Origin of the sequence: Cyanobacterium sp. uoEpiScrs1, assembly GCF_947331815.1 — a bacterium.
Taxonomy (GTDB): Bacteria; Cyanobacteriota; Cyanobacteriia; order Cyanobacteriales; family Microcystaceae; genus Rippkaea.
In genome coordinates this window covers 2,370,867-2,390,013 of the sequence record NZ_OX373462.1, presented here as the reverse complement: position 1 = coordinate 2,390,013, position 19,147 = coordinate 2,370,867, and the positions used below count along the sequence as shown (strand labels likewise).

The window sequence follows — 19,147 nt, the reverse complement described above, 5'->3', positions numbered from 1 at the left end:
ACTAATATTTCAGTAAAACTAATCTAATATTTGTTTAGTTTTTGAGATTATTAATGATAAGTATTTTATAATAGCTTGACAAGATATCTATACCTATTAGACCTGATAGTCAGGATATCTATTTATTGATTTATTTACTATTATTATATTTTTTATTTGCCTATTTTTTAAAATTTTCTAAGTTGGAATCTTTATTTTATTTAGGTATTAATACTATATTTGTTTATTTTTATATTGTACTTTGTATAATTAGCTTCTATTTTATGATTTATACAAAAGTATAATATATTTATTAGGAATGATGTCTTTAATATTCATGTTTTTATATATAATTTGTTAATTATAACATTTACTTTTTGTTTCCATATTTCTTAGTTTATTTTTGATAAATTAGGTAATAAACACTTGATATATATGCAAGTTATTTCTTGTTAAAGAAGGTAAGAGTTTGTACATATTTTGAATATTCTATGTAATAGTTATTTTAAATTTATTTAAATATAAACGAAATATTTCTGCTCTTGTTCTCAAAACAACTACTAAAGTGTAAGTAAACTTTAGTAGTTGTTTTTATTCTAATTATATTAGCTAAGTTTTGAGGTTAATTAATATAGATCTTTATAAAGATTTTTTTATGTTATACTGATGACGATGAGCTAAGCCAAGTTAATCACCAACTAGAGAACATAAAAGAAAAAATACATTTTACAATAGTAGTTAGAATGGCTCTTAATTTTAGACTGATTAGGAATATTCAGATTTTCTCTTATGCAACACACTATTAAACCCTTTAAACCAGATAAATACTATGAAGTCATTCTTAGTGCCTGTTTTTCCGTTAAAGCAACCTCCGAAGAGGATGCTAAAAAAAAATTGGGAGCGTTACTTAGTGAGATTGATGCAAGTCACTGGGAGTTTGAACGAATTAGTGAAGCCGAACATTAGAGTTGATAGTTGATCTCCAACTGACTATATATTAAATATAGATAACAATATTTAATTTACTTTGTAGGTTTTCAAATAAAAATTACTAAAAACTAAAAGAAATTGTATTATTGTAGTTAAAAAACATATAGTCCATGACAGTTAATATTTTTTATAAAAATTGTCATTATAAATAGATAATTTAGTAGTTTTAATATTAAAAATATTATGTGTAATATACATTTTATTCTCCTTTTTAAGTCAAAAATATAAAATTTTAATATATTGATAAATATTCAGATATTAATGTAGTATTAATCTATTTTATAGAATTTAAAATAATTACCACATTTAAAACCTTTTTAACAATAGTAAAAACAACATGTACCTAAATTAGGTTTAACTTAAACTTAATTGTAACTACTATTAAACTAAAAATAAGGATATTAAACAACTCTAATAAAAAAGAAAATGACTAAAGACTTACTGAAATTAATACACTTTATTTTATAAAATCAAACAAGAAATATAAAGAATATAAAAAAATAAAATGATGAATTATTAGGTAACGTGTTCTAAGAAAAATGTGAGATACCAACTCTAGCTCTAGAGGCTAGTTAATTATCTTATGGATAAATTTTATAAATAAAAAAATTTTTGCTACTTGGTATAAAATCAGGGGGTTAATTGCTCAAAAATTAAACAAAAAAATTCAAACACTATTGAAACTATACAAAATAAATATTAATTTAATAACAACTAATAGTATTGTTACTATTGAAATTTATTTAAACTTATTAAACTAAAATAATTTATATATTTTTTATGAGTTAAGAGTTTTCATGTATTTATACATTGTATAAGACAGTGTTATTTATTTGTATAAAAAACCTAGGAAGAACTCCTAGGCTAACATAAAACTATCTGATTTCAAAAAATCTATTTTAAATAAACCTTAAGCACTAAATATACTTTCCAAAGCACGTCCCATATTAGCAGGTTTCATTGCATCTACAGCGGCAGTGGGTTCATAACCACAATGCACCATGCAATCAACACATTGGGGATTACCACTTTTGTGACCATAATTGTCCCACTTAGTTTCTTCTAATAGTTCTTTAAAGGTTGTATGATGACCTTCGTTCAAAAGATAGCAGGGTTTTTGCCAACCCAGGACACTATAACTGGGACTTCCCCAGGGAGTGCATTCATAATCTTTCTCTCCTAACAGAAAATCTAAAAATAGAGGATTGTGATTAAAATTCCATTTCTTTTTACCTAACTTCCAAGGAGTCAAGATTTCCTTGAATAACTTCTTAGTCTGTTCCCGTTTTAAGAAGTTATCTTGCTCGGGAGCCCATTCATAACTATAACCTGGAGAAATCATAATACCATCAGTTCCTAATCTATCAAGAAAATCAAAAAATTCCTGCATTTCTTGTGGATCCGATCCTTTAAAAACCGTTGTATTTGTAGTTACTCTAAACCCTTTTGCTTTCGCTGCCTTAATTCCGATAATCGCTTTATCAAAGACTCCTTGGCGATCAACAAATTCATCATGTTTTTTTTGTAAACCATCAAGATGAACACTAAAAGTTAAATAAGGAGATGGTACAAATTTTTCGAGACTTTTCTCCAATAAGAGAGCATTAGTACATAAATAAACAAACTTTTTACGGTGCACCAACCCTTCAATAATTTTGTCAATTTGCGGATGTAATAAAGGTTCTCCTCCTGCAATAGATACTACTGGTACACCACATTCTTCTACTGCAGCAAAACATTCTTCTGGAGTCAGGTTGCGCTTAAGAATTTCTGGTGGATGTTGAATTTTTCCACATCCTGAACAGGCCAGATTACAACGAAATAGGGGTTCTAACATCAATACTAAGGGAAAACGTTGACGAGCCAATAAACGTTGACTGATGATATAAGTTCCCACTTTGAGTGCTTGTCGCAATTGAATAGCCATAGACCTCTTCACACCTTTGAACTTCTTAGTATTATAAACACAGGAATTACGAATTGACAAATTGCGCATCATATAAATTATCTAGAATAAATAAAATGAGTGTCATATATTATATACGTTTTAAATCAATCAGTACAAACCTAGAATTTTAAAAAAGTAAAGCATTAAATTTATTCTTTTTCAGAAAAAATTATCGACTAATTTTAGTATTAAATAATTCAATATTATTACATAAATATATACTACAAATAAATATCATTAAATATTAACTTAAGTAAAAAATTATACAAAAAAATTGTAAAAATTAATTATCTTTTCTTTAGGATTATTGCTAATAAATAGTAAGTTTTTTTTAAAATAAATTAGTATATACTTTTATTATTGATATATCTTAAGTTAAGATATCTGCTGATTGATTTATCGTATAAAAATTTCATTTACTTTTATTCTGTCTGGTTTTTATAAATACTTACCTGTATCCAGTTAAGATAACTTATTTATACAGTAGATAGTGTTACTACCATAGTAATCAATTAAGGTTGATTGATTATTTATTTTTAAGCAAAATATTGTTTATTTTTGAAATAAACAATATTTTACACCAGGAAGTTAATTTACATCCTTTGTGCCTATTTATATTGTATTGTAAGTTAGTTTAACTCTTTTAAGAACTAGCTAATATAGCTAGACTATTTTTTATATTTTACAAAAAGTTTATACCCAATTACTAATATTATTTGTTTAGTATTTTATTGATTTTTTATATAAATAATTACTTTTTTATTCTTTTAAATAATGTTTAAATTTAAGTTAATACCTATGATTTTTTGCATGATCTATTTTTAAAACCATGATAATCACTAGAGTATTTTATACTCTAAATATATTACTGCTCAATGATGATATTTAAATTTACGGAATATAGTATTGTTTATTTTTCTAACTACTTAGTATAAATAATATTGTTTAATTAGTTTGTCAAATAACTACCTGATGATGAACACTTAAGTATTTACTTTTTGTAAAAAATATATTCCGTGGTTTTATCATATTAGTTTATAGGATAAAAATTCATATTTAGTCATTAATAGTTTACTTATTATAAAAAGAAAATACGAAATATATTTGTATTAAAAGATTAATTATTAAATATCAAGGGTTAAAAAAAGTAATAAGTACAGAGTTATTAATTGAATTTTATACTGTATTTTCTGTAATAATTTCGATAGTTCTATATTATATTTAACATATTCTCTGTTTTATTTTTTAGCCCACAAAGCTGTATTACGTAATAATACAGCTTTGTGGGCTAAAAAATATAGAGAAATTGCATGATTTATAGTTCAATCTATGAGAGGATAGGCAAGGAAAACTATTATTTATAAGAACACGATCCATCCTCGACTCTAGGATCTTAGTATCTCTATGCAACCGCGCACTTTATTTCGTCGAACTAAAATTGTTGCCACCGTTGGCCCGTCCACCCAGAATAAAGAGGTGCTGCGAAAGCTTATTCTAGCTGGTGCTACAACCTTTCGTCTAAACTTTTCCCACGGTGATCACGATTACCATCAACATACAATTCGCCTCATTCGTCAAACAGCCTTTGAACTCAATGAACCTGTGGGTATTCTACAGGATCTACAAGGTCCTAAAATTCGCCTTGGTAAATTTGCTTGTGAATCTATAAATCTAAAAAACGGTGATCCCTTTATTCTCACTAGTCGTAAAGTTGAATGTAACTCAGAAATTAGCTACGTTAGCTACGAACATCTAACTGATGAAGTTCCTAATGGAGCGAAGATTCTCCTCGATGATGGCAAAGTAGAAATGCGAGTAGAAAAAGTTGATCGCATTAATCAAGAATTACACTGTCGAGTAGTAGTTGGAGGGGTACTTTCCAGCAATAAAGGAGTTAACTTTCCAGGAGTTTATCTATCGGTTAAAGCATTAACAGCTAAAGACAAAACCGATTTGATGTTTGGGCTCGATCAAGGAGTAGATTGGGTTGCCCTTAGTTTTGTTCGTAATCCCCAGGACATATTAGAAATTAAGGACTTAATTACTAATGCAGGGAAAGCAGTTCCAGTTATCGCTAAGATTGAAAAACATGAAGCGATCGAAGCCATGGAGGAGATTCTCACTCTCTGTAATGGAGTAATGGTGGCCAGGGGAGATTTAGGAGTGGAGTTGCCAGCAGAAGATGTACCAATTCTTCAAAAACGTCTAATTCTCACAGCCAACAAATTAGGAATTCCAGTAATAACAGCCACCCAAATGTTGGATAGTATGGTCAATAATCCCCGACCTACTCGCGCTGAAGTCTCAGATGTGGCAAATGCTATTCTCGATGGAACCGATGCGGTGATGCTTTCCAATGAAACAGCGGTTGGTAAATATCCTGTCGAAGCAGTAGCTACTATGGCCACTATCGCTGAACGCATGGAACAAGAACCTGTCTTAATAAAACCTTCTTCTAATCCCAAACAATCGATAACTAATGCTATTTCTTCAGCTGTTGGTCAAATTGCTCAGGAATTAGATGCAGCAGCTATTATGACTCTAACAAAAACAGGATCAACGGCACGCAATGTTTCTAAGTTTCGTCCCCCCAGGCCCATTTTGGCTATTACTGCCCATGTAGATGTAGCCCGACAGTTACAGTTAGTATGGGGAGTTAAGTCTTTGTTGGTTCTAGATTTTCCTTCTCCTAGTCAGACATTTCAATCGGCTATTAATATTGCACAGGAAAATCGGCTAGTCCAAGATGGGGATTTAGTGGTGATGACAGCTGGAACTCTCCAGGGAGTCGCAGGCTCAACAGATTTAATTAAAATAGAAATGGTCAAGGCCATTTTAGGAAAGGGAGTAGGAATTGGACAGGCTTCCGCCAGTGGGCGGGCAAGAATCGCTTATAATTCTCGCGAGTTAGGAGATTTTAAGGCAGGAGATATTCTAGTAGTCCCCCAAACTAATGCTGATTTTGTAGAAATGATGCGAAAAGCTTCAGGTATTATTACTGAAGAACCAAGTCTTACTAGTCATGCCGCAGTCATTGGAATTCGTTTAGGAGTTCCTGTCATTGTCGCTATGAGAGATGCCACCAAAATTATTCGTGAAGGGGCAATTGTAACTCTAGATGCTGAAAAAGGCTACGTTTATTCTGGGGCTATAGCTAGGGGCAATGGAAACGAATTGTTTTAAATGGTTAAGAAAAAGTAATCAACCTTATCTGACCTATTTTATTAATCAGAATCATTAATTTTATTCTTATCAAAAATAGAGCTTTATCCCAATGACTCAAACACTAGCAAAAATCAGTTCTATTGATAACGAATTGTCAAGACGTTTTATTTCTCTTGATCCTGGTGGATACTTTATTATTTATCTTGAGCGTGAGAAGCAATTAATTTGTGCTAAACATTTTACTAATGTTATTAATGAACAAGGGCTAGCTGCCGATCCCAAAACTGGTAAGATAATTGCTTGTGATGGAGAAGTTGAACGTACTTTTGAGACAATTTATAGAGGAAGAACAGCTAAAGAATTGTCTATCAAAATTTTTGAAGAAATTAAACCTTGTCCAATCACTATGTTAGACCATGCAGCTTATTTAGGACGCGAATTTATTCGTGCTGAAATTGCACTAATTAAGGGAACGAAGTATATACAAGACTAAGTTAATGTTCAACAAAGCCACTAGCAACAATTGAGGAGTTAGACTTTTTTAAGAGTAGAGTAAGGTTTTATTTTAATAAAAATTTGAAAAATATTTCTCATAAATTATTCAAATATTCTATTTTAGAGATATTTCATTTCCAACGCACAATAATCCTAAATTCCACGTTCTTAATTTAAGGACATAAAATAAAAAGCCCTACTGTTATTAGCAGGGCTTTTTATTTTGCACTACACTAGATTAAATCTAGAAAGAAAAGGTACCTCGAAGAGTTCCAACGACCTCACCGTCAGATCCTTGCTTATTCACAAATTGCTCAGGTTTGGAGATCCAAATTACACCAGGAGTTAGAGAAATATTGTCCGTAACTTGATAGCGATAGAACACTTCAACTGTTACAGGGTTTTGCAGAGGTAATGCGTGATACTTAGCAGTGGTGGGACGATCACTATCACCCTGATAAGGTTGAACTCCGGCAAATACACCTAATAAGTTACCTTCTTTGAACAAGTCGGGGAAGGCGAAGCCACCGCCACCAGTCCAAAGTTCAGCACTCATACCACGGCCAAGATAGCGAACGTTGTGGAATGAACCAAATGCGCTGAAGTTAACCCAATCATAGGGGCGCCAAGTACCAGCAACACCATAACTGTTAGTGACTTTACCGCCCCAGTCAAAAGGATTAACTTCAAGTCCATCTAGAGAGTTACGTCCACTACCATTAAAGGAGCTAGTACTAGTTCCTGGATCTCCTACACTTCCACCAGCAAAAGCATTATTTAGAGTGGAACGAGAACCGTTAGCAATGGAAGTACCGACAATTCCAGGACCCTTATTAATACCTTCACCGAAGATGGGGCTATCGGGTTTGTGGTAAGCGTGAACATAAGTAAAACCAATGTTTACACTGTCAAAAATATTGGTATTGATCTGAGCTAAAGCACCGTAGTTACCATTGAATAGACCGTTACCTCCATCACTTTCAGCGTAGGGTTTGCCGGTTGCAGGGTTAGTGCTTTTGCCACTGTTACACTTACTACCACCATCACCATTCACACAAGGACTGTTGGGGGTTCCTGCTAAATAACCGAAACTGATCGATGTGGGACCGAGAACGTTATCTAACCAGTCAAGCTGGACACTAGCACCAGCACCAGCACCACCCCCAATCCGGTAGATGGGGTTACGTTGAGAAAAGGTACTTAAGGAACCCTTACCACCGTCAAAATCTTCGAAGAAGGGGTTCAAAGTAGGAACAAAGTCGTACCACTTACCACCCCAAGCAGATACATAGGTATCAATCTTGAAGTTGTTAAAGATTTCAACTGGAGCATAGTAACCCACCCAGTCAATCACAACGTCGTTGTCTTCTTCATTACGCCGCGGCCCAATATTAAAGGTTTGGGTAGCGGTAGGGTTAACGATAGTATTCTCCTCAAGAGAAATCCCAATAGGTTGACCTGTATCGGGATTAATTACGCGTAGATCAGGCTGGTTCATAGTAAAACGATTACTTCCAGTCCCTGTACTAGCAGATAAACGTGTTACTAAGAGGTCTTCTCCGCTGAAACTGCTGTTGAAGCTTAAGCGAATTCTATCTTGTAGAACGGCTTGGTTATCCTCAGACGAACGGCTACCACCTGCTCCAGTAACAGCGAATATAACTTCCCCGACCAATTTTGTAGTAGTAGAGAATTGATGATCTTCCAAGAAAGCTACTCGACCTTCTAGGTTATCAACCCGTGCGCCTAAAGCAGCAAGTTCTGCTTCGAATTCCTGCATTAACCGCTTGAGTTTCTCAATATCCTCCCTTAGAACTGCCACGTTCTCTTGGATCAGACGCTCCATAGTGTTCAAACAAGCATTTAACCCTGCGGCAAATTCCCAACGGGAGGTGGCACGATTACCCCGAAAGGTACGGTCAGGATAACCAACAATACAACCATAACGTTCAACTAAACTACGAAGAGCTTCATAAGCCCAGTCAGTAGGAGACACATCCCGCAGTTCGCTAACGCTGGTTACCTGTTGGTTAGTTTCCAGTCCATCTCCGTTGCTGTATGTTTCTAGCTGTTCGATTAACTGAGATTGCTCAACTTGGGCAATCTCAAAGCCCATCGCTTCGTTCTGGGCAACTCCAGCCTGTGACTTGGTTTCGGCTGCCGTTGCAGCGGGTGAGACGGCTAAAGCCATTCCCAACAGGGCTGGACTAACTAACAATGATTTCCAAAATGGTCTAAGCATTTTCAGCTTTTCCTCACACCTTATAGATTGACTATGAAAAGTCTCATAGTACTTACTTCTCATCCCATTATACACAGCTTTTTTAGATAAAAATATACATAAGTTTATCTTGTGTATATTTTTATTTATGATTATTTTTTTTGATATTAAAAACTTTCATTTTGCAGAATAACCCCGATAGCCCCAGCTGACGTAATGTCAGCTGGGGCTATCGGGGTTATTTTAGAGGGGTCTTCCGATTGGAACCTAACTGCCGGAAGGAAAACTAGCAACAATCATGGAATGATTAAAACAATTACTAGAGGACAGCTCCGGCGCACAGCTGGCCAACTTCAACTAGGAGACCCACACTCTTACTTTTCTCAATCATGGGCATCACCTCCTTTATTACCTAAACGGCTAACTTCAATATCTGAACAATGACTAATATAGCTTATTTGACCTAAAAAAATCAAGACAGTGACGTAAAAATTTTCTAGGAAGGTCAGAACGTTCACCAAAATGAAGATGAATATAGGAAGCATGAAGCTGATATATTCTCCATCCTTCTTTCAAAAAAGATGAGTTATAATACCAACTTCGTACAGAAAATAAAGGATTTTTAGATATAGAAGTTAGCTGTGAGCGGTGAAATTCGTGCCCCAAAATTGTTTGTCCAGTAGTCAACAAAGGGCTATCGTGGAGAGCAGTTGCTTGACGATAACCTAAAGCCAGATTTCTGCCCATTATGGCTGTAGTTGGCAGTATTCCCACCATGGGCCATTCTTGAGACTGAAAATCAACAATTTTTTGACAAAGATACATTAATCCACCACATTCAGCATAGGTCGGTATTCCATTAATAATCGCGGCTTTTACCGCTTTTCGTCCCCGATGATTCTGGGAAAGCTCTTGAGCAAACATTTCGGGAAACCCTCCCCCAAAATAGAGACCATGAATACCTTTAGGTAAGTTTTCATCTTCTAGGGGACTCCAGCTAATAAGCTGTGCACCCAAAGTTCGTAAGATATCTAGGTTGTCTTGATAGTAAAAATTGAAAGCGTGATCACTAGCAACGGCAATTTTTATGGAAGAGGAAGGAATAATAGGCTGAAGGAGTGGAGGTGTAAGGGAATCAAGATGAGAAGAACTAAGTAATGGCAAAAGATACTGCCAGTTGAAAGCAGTTTGAGCCAAATGGGCAAGTTGTTGAAATAAAGACTTTAAGTGACTCAGTTCATTAGTGGGAATTAAACCAAGATGTCGGTCAGGAATCGTCAAAGAGTCTTGACGGCGTAGAATTCCCACAATAGAGACATTAAGTATATCCAGGGATTGTTGAAGTAGGTATAGGTGGCGATCACTACCTACACGGTTTAAAATAACTCCTACTAGATTAAGGTGGGGGTTAAAAGAACTATAACCATGAATAATTGCGGCTACTGATCCCGATAAATGAGAACAATCAATCACAAGAACCACAGGGATGTTCAAGAGTCGAGCAACATGAGCCGTACTTCCGTAATCTAACGAACTTTTTTCCTTGGACGGCGTTTTTACAATTGTTTCTTTAAACCTTGTGTCATCTGCTTTGTTTAAGGGAATACCGTCAAATAAACCCATCACCCCTTCAACTAGGGCATATTCAACTCCTTGGCAATGTTTGGAAAAACACAATTGAATATAAGTTTCAGAGGTCAGAATGGGGTCTAAATTACGGCAGGAACGACCAGTAATAGCAGTGTGAAACATCGGATCGATATAATCGGGACCTACTTTGAAGGATTGTACTCGGTGTTTTTGGGATGCTAAAAAGGCAAGTAGTGCCAGGGTAACTGTTGTTTTCCCTGCACTACTGCGATCACCTGCAATCATTAATGCCACTTCTTTATTTACCTAAAATAATATTTTGTTTTTATCTATTTATCTCTTGTTACACAAAAATTTTAGTTATTCCTACAATATAGCTGATATTGTATACATATACATGCAAATAACCTAAAAAATATATTTTTTTGAAAAAATCAATTCCATTTACTTCATTGAAATACTATTTCACGTAGATCGTCCAAAACTGTTATTTTGTAACACCGAGCGATGTTATCTGTTTATAGCCTAAGGATAAAATATTAAGTATAAGAAAAAGAATAATCTTTTAACTTCCTAAAATACATAATGAAGATTCCCTTATTAGACGATAGATCGTCCATCCTACTTATGTTCTTGAACTGACTCGAAGTTACTTAATTAATGAATCACCGAACATTTTAAAAAATAAGAAGTCCGAATTCTAGTTTAAATGCTCTAGAATAAAACTACAATTAACTTAATTAACTTCAAAAGGTAATATTCTTTGGAAGTTATTTGTCCAATAGACCCCGTAAAATCAGTGATACAGTTTAACAAAAAAACCATAACCCAAATGGCAGTATTACTCGACTGTTACGGATTTGACTTGCAAGAACGTTCTCCAGTTGAATATATTGACTATTGGTTGGCCTCTTGTTCAAGATACTGGATTCGCTTAGCGATTATCGAAGCCTTGTATCAAGGACGTTACAAAGCCGTCTCTGTTGACCATATTCTTCGTTTATGGAAACGACGAGGACAGCCGACCTTCCACTTTCCCCACGAATTTGAACGGTTGATCTGTCGCGGTGTTTTCCTCAATAGAGAAAATGTTGCCAAAGTTGAGTCTCAATCTTTAATTACAAAATTTCAAGAAACTAAGAAAGTTAATCAATCAGATAAAAAAGATATTCAACATAAACTTTTAAAAAAATCAAACTCTTTAGCAATGCATAAGTTGACTCAATTTTCTCAAAAAACGGAATTATCCCCTCCAAATATTGATTTCAATGATGGGACCTTAGAGAATAAACTGCAAGTTGATGAACTTGTTCAATTAAACATAAAGTCCAAGCGTTCAATTCACCAGTTTATACCTCATTCAGACTCATCTCAATTATACTCCAAACTTAAAGCCGCTGTTTATCAAGAATTAGCCAGGTAAACTTTAAAACTAATTATAATTTATTGTGATTGATGTTTTTAAAACCTCACAAGAATCACCTAGGCGCACTTTGTTTACTTGGCCTAACTATTATTGATAAACTAAATATATTTACTATCCGAATTTATCTATGTCTAAATATTTAAGCACTTAATCACTAGAGAGTTTTATTTAAACAGGACTAGATTAAGCAAAGATTATAAGTAAATAATATTGCTTAAAAAAACAAATTATATGTTGGTATAAATTATCATTAAAGACTTGAGACAATATCCTTTTGTAATTAAAGTAATACATATTTAAATATAGCGACAATTAACAAATCAACTATAGTCTTTGATAGAAATTTATTAACTAAATAAAATTGTTGATCTTAAATAACCAATATTTTCTTCTAGAAGCAATGAATACAATAATATTGAGTTAATAACTGATGTCAAAATCAAAAATTTTGTCTTTAACTCTGCCAGTTAATCAGTCAAGACCCAGTTTTAGAATAGCAATTTTTATATAAATATTTTTTTGATGTACAATACCATCATCATTTTTTAACATGAAGTTATTCAAACTTTGTTATGATTAATAAGTCATAAAGTAGAAATTAAATGTATACTTAATCGTTTTTTTTGTAGCTTATTTTTATGAAAAGCTCGTCATTTATTGTTATAAATATTGATTTCACTCAAAATGATCTGTAAACAAATACCATTATTCTTTAACATAAACTACATCTTGTCTAAACTAAACATGATTAAGTTATAAGCCAATTATTTTTAAATTTTTTATTTGGTAATCTTAACTTTTTAAGTAGTAGTTATAGCCCTGGATATTATTATATCGTTTTGATAACTAGTCTAGAAAATATAAAAGTATAACTACATCCTTTCTAAAACAGAAATACCTAATAAAGACAGACCTAGTTTTAGAGTTCTTGCTGTTAAATCACATAACAATAAACGAGAAGTCCTCAAAAGTTCTTCTGATTTTAAAATTGGACAATTTTCATAAAATCGGTTGAATTTTTTACTCAGTTCATACAAATAGTCACACAAACGGTTAGGAAGCAATGTTCTTTCAACTTCTTCTATTACGTCATTCACTTGTAATAAGTATTTTCCTAAATCAATTTCAGTATCTTCTTTGAGAATAATTTTAGTATCTTCGCCTAGCTTTTGTAAATCGACTTTTCCCTCTCGACTAATACTTTGTATCCTTGCATAGGCATAGAGCATATAAGGAGCTGTATTCCCTTGCAATGACAACATTTTCTTATAACTAAAGATATAATCACTAATTCTATTTTGACTTAAATCTGCATACTTAACGGCACTAATTCCTACTACTTTAGAAACGTTATCAATGAACTCTCTAGATTCTTTTCTTTGTTCTTTTTCTAGTCTTTCACTAAGATCTTGACGTGCATAACCAACAGCTTTATCTAATAAGTCTCGTAACTTAATTGTTGTCCCTGAACGAGTTTTTAATTTTTTCCCATCTTCTCCTTTAACTAAACCGAATGGGACATGAATAACCTCCGACTGTTCAGGTACTATATCAGCTTTCCTAGCCACCTGGAAAACTTGAGCAAAATGATTAGCTTGTCCAGTATCGGTGACATAAATAATCCGTTCAGCTTGATCCTCTTCAATGCGGTATTTTAAAGCAGCTAAATCACTAGTCGCATAGTTATAACCCCCATCAGATTTCTGTACAATCAAGGGGAAAGGATCTCCCATTTTATTAATGAACCCGTCCAAAAAAACACATTGTGCTCCTGCATCTTCTTTAAGTAATTCTTTTCTATCTAATTCTTTAACGATATCCTCTAAAAAAGGATTATAAAAAGATTCACCTCGTTCGGTCAATCTGATATCTAAACGATCATAAATACTCTGAAACTCACGACGGGACTGATCACATAATAGTTGCCAAGCACGACATGTTTTTTCGTCCCCTGCCTGCAATTTAACTACTTTATTTCGAGCATTTTGTTTGAAGTCTTCATCCTTATCAAAGCGATGTTTAGCCTGCTTATAAAATGTTACTAAATCTTCAATGTCTAAGGCATCTGCTGTGGTTAAAGCATCAGGGTAAACTTCACCTAAATAAGCAATTAACATCCCAAATTGTGTCCCCCAATCTCCCACATGATTGAGTCGTAGAACTTGATGTCCTCGAAATTCTAAAATCCGGGCAATACAATCACCGATAATAGTAGATCGTAAGTGTCCAACGTGCATTTCTTTAGCGATATTAGGACTAGAAAAATCAACAATTATTTTTTGAGAATAGTCAGTTTTTCCTATATCTAAATTAGGATTAGATCTACTTGCCTTAAGTTGACTTTCTAAATAAGTTATTTTCAGCCTAATATTAATGAATCCTGGTCCTGCAATAGTGGGTGGGTCTCCTAATTCTTCTAAGGCTAAGTTTTCAATAATTTTTTTTGCAATATCTCTTGGGTTTTTTCCTAATTTCTTAGCTAAGACTAGGGCTATATTCGATTGATAATCTCCAAATTTGGGATTACTTGCAAGACTCACTAACGGATCAATTTCAACAAAATTGACTCCGAAAGCATCAACCAATGCTTGACAAAAATATTGAGTTAATTGTTTCTTGATAGAAGCCATATTTTGTATAGTTAAAAGTTATCAAATAGAAACTCTAAATCCAAGTTAGAAGAAACTTGAGCCAATCTATCTATATCATTTATATCTGGTAGGTAGGGTAAAATTCCTAAGACTCGAACTCCCGTTAACCGTTGGATTAAATCTATAGGAACCCAATCGGTTAATTCTTGTTCGGAAACATACTTAGAACAACTTAAAATAACGCCTTTGAGTTTAACATGGCTTTGACGAGCTAGAGCTACATTAGCTATCGTTTGAGTGATTGATCCTAACTTGATTGGAACGACTAAAACTGTCCATAATCGCCATTCTCTCGCTAAATCAGCTACCGTTAACTCCCAAGTCACTGGAGATCCCAATCCCCCCAATCCTTCGACTAAAATGAAATCAGATGTTTGTTTTAAAGAAACTAAATCTTGCCAAACTTTTTGCAAAGGTATAGATCTTCCTTCTTGTTGGGCTGCGACGGGTGGAGCCAAAGGGGTTTTAAAAGATAAGGGGTTAACTACTTGTATAAAACTAAAATCAGCAAACAATCGTTGATAATATTGGAAGTCTCCTTCTCCAGTTTGTAAAAGTTTCATTAAACCTAAGGGTTGATGGGAATGATACTTACACCAATAAGCCGCTAAGGCAGCTGTCACAACAGTCTTTCCGACCTCTGTGTCTGTTCCTGCAATTAACAATGTTGTCATTTTATCAATCAAAACAGCTCTTAAAATTTTTCTGTAATTATTTAGTTTCGTTTAAGTTTAGGGAACGACGAGAGTAATTATCTCTGATTGTCCCATTTGTCTGCTAACTTCTTGGGAAGATTATCTAAATATTTCCAAGTGTAAAAGTTGTGTTTACATGCTTAATCTAGAATAAAAAGGTGTTCGATATGAACATCGTAAAAAAGAAAACTCACTCAGGCAATCAAAAAATCTGAGATGATGGATTTGCTATAATTTGATTTGAGGGGAAAAAAGTCTGCTGTGAGTCACACTCCCATATTAACTTTAGATCTGACAGCGCCGACACTGTCGGAAAATAATCGTCTAAGTCTTTTTTCAGGGTCTGCTAATATTCCCCTTGCCCAAGAGGTTGCCTGTTATTTGGGGATGAACATTGGACCTATGATTCGCAAAAAATTTGCTGACGGGGAACTGTATGTTCAAATTCAGGAATCTATTCGAGGATGTGATGTTTATCTAATTCAACCCTGTTCTCATCCAGTGAATGATCACTTTATGGAATTGCTGATTATGATTGATGCTTGTCGTAGAGCATCGGCACGGCAAATTACTGCTGTCATTCCTTATTATGCTTATGGACGGGCTGATCGCAAAACTGCTGGACGTGAGTCAATTACGGCTAAACTCGTAGCTAATTTATTCACCGAGGCTGGGGCCCAAAGGGTATTAGCCATGGACTTACATTCGGCTCAAATCCAAGGCTATTTTGATATTCCCTTTGATCACGTTTATGGATCTCCTGTGATTGTTAATTATTTAGCAAGTAAACAGCTTTCCGACTTAGTAGTTGTCTCCCCTGACGTGGGTGGCGTAGCTAGGGCAAGAGCATTTGCTAAAAAGCTTCATGGGGCTCCCTTAGCAATTATTGATAAACGTCGTCAAGCGCATAATGTAGCTGAAGTTTTGAATTTGATTGGGGATGTTAAGGGAAAAACTGCTGTCCTAGTTGACGATATGATTGACACCGCCGGCACTATCTTAGAAGGAGCTAGACTCTTGCGCAAAGAAGGTGCAAGACAAGTGTATGCCTGTGCCACTCATGCTGTCCTTTCTGAACCAGCCATTTCTAGACTATCGAGTGGGATGTTGGAAGAAGTTATTGTAACTAATACAATTAGTATTCCAAAAGAACATCGCTTTCAACAATTAACAGTTCTTTCTGTTGCTAACTTAATCGGTGAGGCTATCTGGCGCATCCATGAAGATACTTCCGTTAGTAGTATGTTCCGCTAATTATCTAGTCATTCTTTATTGCTTTAAAGTAATTGGTAGTCAATTACCAATTACTTTAATTAGCAATTGGTAATTGACTACCAATTGCTAATTATTGACTATTGATTACTGGTTACTAATTTATGAATCACCATCAAAAAAAAATATCTATTTTGACCACAGGAAAAGGATTTAATCGTATTACTCGTGCGGTAGAAGAAGTGGTTTCTGAGTCTAAAATCAGGACAGGATTATGTACTATTTTTATATGTCATACATCAGCATCATTGGTAATTCAAGAGAATGCTGATCCCGATGTTTTAGTAGATTTATCTAATTTTTTTGCCAACTTAGTTCCTGAATCAACGCAATATATTCATGACACCGAAGGAGCTGACGATATGCCTGCACATATTCGATCAGTGTTAACAAAAACCTCAGAACAGATTCCAATTAATCAAAGTAGATTAGCATTAGGGATTTGGCAAGGAATCTATGTTTGGGAACATCGTGCAAGTGGTCACAGGCGAGATATCATTGTTCATATAAGTGGAGTTTAAATTTAAATAGACTTATTGGTAATATTTATTCTATTACCAATAAGTCTATGGCAAAAATTTTATCAATCAAGCTTAAAATTTTAATTAGTAACTAGAGCTTTAGATCATAATTTTTATTTTTGTCTTACCTTCAACACTAGATATAAATTATTATTCTCGTAAGATACAATAGTCAAAACTTAGTACTCTCTGTAAGATCTATAACTAAAAATTTTATAATTTTAGAGGTTTAATTATTAGAGAATAGAAGGTATATACGTATTTCCTACGGCATTCTATTTATAATAGATTTGTTTACTAATTAGATAGTGGATTGAAATATCTTAAGTTACTATATTGCACTGTTCTTATTCGTTTGCCCCTATAAGGTTAACTGAATAAGAACTTCTAAGAAATTGATTTAATCATCATAAAAGTTTGTGTTGCATTTTTATAGACTACTAAAATTAGTATTTATTCTTGTATTTATTATTAGTTTGATTAATTATTTCTATATAACCTGAAGCTAATCTAAAGTTATTGGGCAAAGTAGAGATCATTGATTAAGATCGATGACAAGCAATATAGATGAAGTCAAACTTTCTGACTTCTTAACTTTTGACCGGATGACTTCATTATGACTAGCTTCCAGCCCGTAGTTGTTCCAGACGGCAGCCTTGATCGCGACTGTACTACTCTTTCTCGCCACATTCTCCAACAGCTCCAAAGCTTTTCCCCAGAAGCTCAGGATCTTAGTGCTATAATGTCCCGCATCGCCTTGGCTGGGAAACTGATCGCCCGTCGCCTTAGCCGTGCAGGTCTAATGGCTGATGTTTTGGGATTCACTGGAGAAACTAATGTTCAGGGAGAATCCGTCAAAAAGATGGATGTCTACGCTAATGATGTATTTATCTCTGTATTCAAGCAAAGTGGACTAGTTTGTCGTCTCGCTTCTGAAGAGATGGATGACCCTTATTATATTCCAGAAAACTGCCCTATTGGACGTTATACTCTTCTTTATGATCCCATCGATGGTTCCTCCAATGTAGATATTAATTTGAACGTGGGATCGATTTTTGCCATTCGCCAACAACAGGCAATAGATGAAGATGATAAGGGTGCAGACTTATTACAAGATGGCAAAGGACAACTAGCGGCCGGATATATTCTTTACGGTCCTTCGACTATGTTAGTTTACTCTATTGGTCATGGTGTCCACTCTTTTCTTCTTGATCCTAGTTTAGGAGAATTTATCCTAGCTCAAGAAAATATTAAGATTCCCGATCATGGACCAGTTTACAGTAACAATGAAGGGAATTTTTGGCAGTGGGATGAAGCTATCCGAGACTATACTCGTTATGTTCACCGCCATGAGGGGTATACTGCTCGTTATAGTGGTGCCTTAGTCGGAGACATGCATCGAATTTTAATGCAAGGAGGAGTATTTCTTTATCCAGGAACAATAAAAAAACCTGAAGGAAAATTACGATTGCTTTATGAAACTGCGCCCCTTGCTTTTTTGGTTGAACAAGCAGGAGGGAAGGCTAGTGACGGTACCAGAAGAATATTGGATATTGTTCCTGATAAACTACATGCAAGAACTCCATTAGTGATCGGTTCTAAAGATGATGTTAAACTCGTTGAGTCATTTATTGAAGATCGCAAACATCGAGAAAGTTAGACGGTAAAGATATTACGTGAGTATATTGATTCCATAAACGATAAACATGACAATCACAGCCCCTAAGTTTCCATAGAAACTTAGGGGCTGTGATTTTTACCTAAAAATTTTAGGGCTTACCGAGTATTAGAAATACAGGCTTTGTAACAATTTTTTTAATGAAGATAAATTTTAAAAAATATTTTTTACTATGTTCACTTATATTTAGTCCTAGTTTTTTAGAGAATCGAATAGGTAGAGACAAAAAACTCGCATTTACAATTACAATAAAATTTAAATTTTCAATCAATTATTTTGCTTGGTAAACTTTGATTAATTTAACTAAATTTTTGATACATTTTTTGTATAAGCTTACAAAAATATTGTCTACTCTCTTGTCAACTCTAACAAGATTTGGAATCTGAGATTACCCTTACATAATTAACCACATTACTAGCATAATTAAAATTAAAATTTCTTAGCATATATTTATCCCCTTCTTTATAAGAGAAGTTCTCATGATTTTTATCTTACAAACCTTTATAAAATAATATT

At 34.0% G+C, this 19,147-nt stretch carries 13 protein-coding genes; 8 read left to right on the top strand and 5 right to left on the bottom strand.

All coding sequences use genetic code 11. The features are described 5' to 3' along the window. The first annotated feature begins 768 nt into the window (after positions 1-768). A complete protein-coding gene (locus tag OXU93_RS08275) occupies positions 769-945 on the top strand; it encodes a hypothetical protein (RefSeq protein ID WP_267383724.1) in 177 nt (58 codons plus the stop codon). A gap of 934 nt (positions 946-1,879) precedes the next feature. Here OXU93_RS08275 and hpnH read toward each other — a convergent pair. Beyond that, on the bottom strand, positions 1,880-2,896 hold the full coding sequence (gene hpnH / locus OXU93_RS08270) for an adenosyl-hopene transferase HpnH (RefSeq protein WP_267383723.1): 1,017 nt from the start codon (positions 2,894-2,896) through the stop codon (positions 1,880-1,882). Positions 2,897-4,321: 1,425 nt separating this feature from the next. Here hpnH and pyk point away from each other — a divergent pair. Both pyk and OXU93_RS08260 read left to right on the top strand, forming a co-directional pair. Then, complete coding sequence (gene pyk / locus OXU93_RS08265; RefSeq protein ID WP_267383722.1) at positions 4,322-6,100, top strand: pyruvate kinase; 1,779 nt, start codon at positions 4,322-4,324, stop codon at positions 6,098-6,100. 91 nt (positions 6,101-6,191) lie between these two features. After that, a complete protein-coding gene (locus tag OXU93_RS08260; protein WP_267383721.1) occupies positions 6,192-6,575 on the top strand; it encodes a DUF4346 domain-containing protein in 384 nt (127 codons plus the stop codon). Positions 6,576-6,821: 246 nt separating this feature from the next. Here the strand turns inward: OXU93_RS08260 and OXU93_RS08255 are convergent, their stop codons facing one another. Next, complete coding sequence (locus OXU93_RS08255) at positions 6,822-8,819, bottom strand: iron uptake porin (RefSeq protein ID WP_267383720.1); 1,998 nt, start codon at positions 8,817-8,819, stop codon at positions 6,822-6,824. Positions 8,820-9,014: 195 nt separating this feature from the next. Between OXU93_RS08255 and OXU93_RS08250 the strand changes: the two genes are divergently transcribed. Next, positions 9,015-9,242, top strand: coding sequence for a hypothetical protein (locus OXU93_RS08250; RefSeq protein ID WP_267383719.1), 228 nt, complete (start codon positions 9,015-9,017; stop codon positions 9,240-9,242). On the opposite strand, the gene OXU93_RS08245 is transcribed toward OXU93_RS08250, so the two are convergent. After that, complete coding sequence (locus OXU93_RS08245) at positions 9,243-10,673, bottom strand: cobyrinate a,c-diamide synthase (RefSeq protein ID WP_267384860.1); 1,431 nt, start codon at positions 10,671-10,673, stop codon at positions 9,243-9,245. A 547-nt stretch (positions 10,674-11,220) separates the two neighbouring features. Here OXU93_RS08245 and OXU93_RS08240 point away from each other — a divergent pair. Continuing rightward, positions 11,221-11,811: a hypothetical protein gene (locus OXU93_RS08240; RefSeq protein WP_267383718.1), complete on the top strand. Its 591-nt coding sequence runs from the start codon at positions 11,221-11,223 to the stop codon at positions 11,809-11,811. An 875-nt stretch (positions 11,812-12,686) separates the two neighbouring features. Here OXU93_RS08240 and argS read toward each other — a convergent pair. Next, positions 12,687-14,444, bottom strand: coding sequence for an arginine--tRNA ligase (gene argS / locus OXU93_RS08235; protein ID WP_267383717.1), 1,758 nt, complete (start codon positions 14,442-14,444; stop codon positions 12,687-12,689). 11 nt (positions 14,445-14,455) lie between these two features. Then, positions 14,456-15,139, bottom strand: a complete 684-nt coding sequence (gene bioD / locus OXU93_RS08230; protein ID WP_267383716.1) for a dethiobiotin synthase — start codon at positions 15,137-15,139, stop codon at positions 14,456-14,458. A gap of 282 nt (positions 15,140-15,421) precedes the next feature. Between bioD and OXU93_RS08225 the strand changes: the two genes are divergently transcribed. The 3 genes from OXU93_RS08225 to fbp all read left to right on the top strand — a co-directional run bounded on the left by OXU93_RS08225 (position 15,422) and on the right by fbp (position 18,613). Further along, positions 15,422-16,414, top strand: a complete 993-nt coding sequence (locus tag OXU93_RS08225; RefSeq protein WP_267383715.1) for a ribose-phosphate pyrophosphokinase — start codon at positions 15,422-15,424, stop codon at positions 16,412-16,414. Between the two features lie 122 nt (positions 16,415-16,536). Beyond that, positions 16,537-16,953 carry a secondary thiamine-phosphate synthase enzyme YjbQ gene (locus OXU93_RS08220; RefSeq protein ID WP_267383714.1) on the top strand — a complete coding sequence of 139 codons (417 nt, stop codon included), beginning with the start codon at positions 16,537-16,539 and terminating at the stop codon, positions 16,951-16,953. 616 nt (positions 16,954-17,569) lie between these two features. Then, positions 17,570-18,613: a class 1 fructose-bisphosphatase gene (fbp, locus tag OXU93_RS08215; protein ID WP_267383713.1), complete on the top strand. Its 1,044-nt coding sequence runs from the start codon at positions 17,570-17,572 to the stop codon at positions 18,611-18,613. Positions 18,614-19,147: the final 534 nt, after the last annotated feature.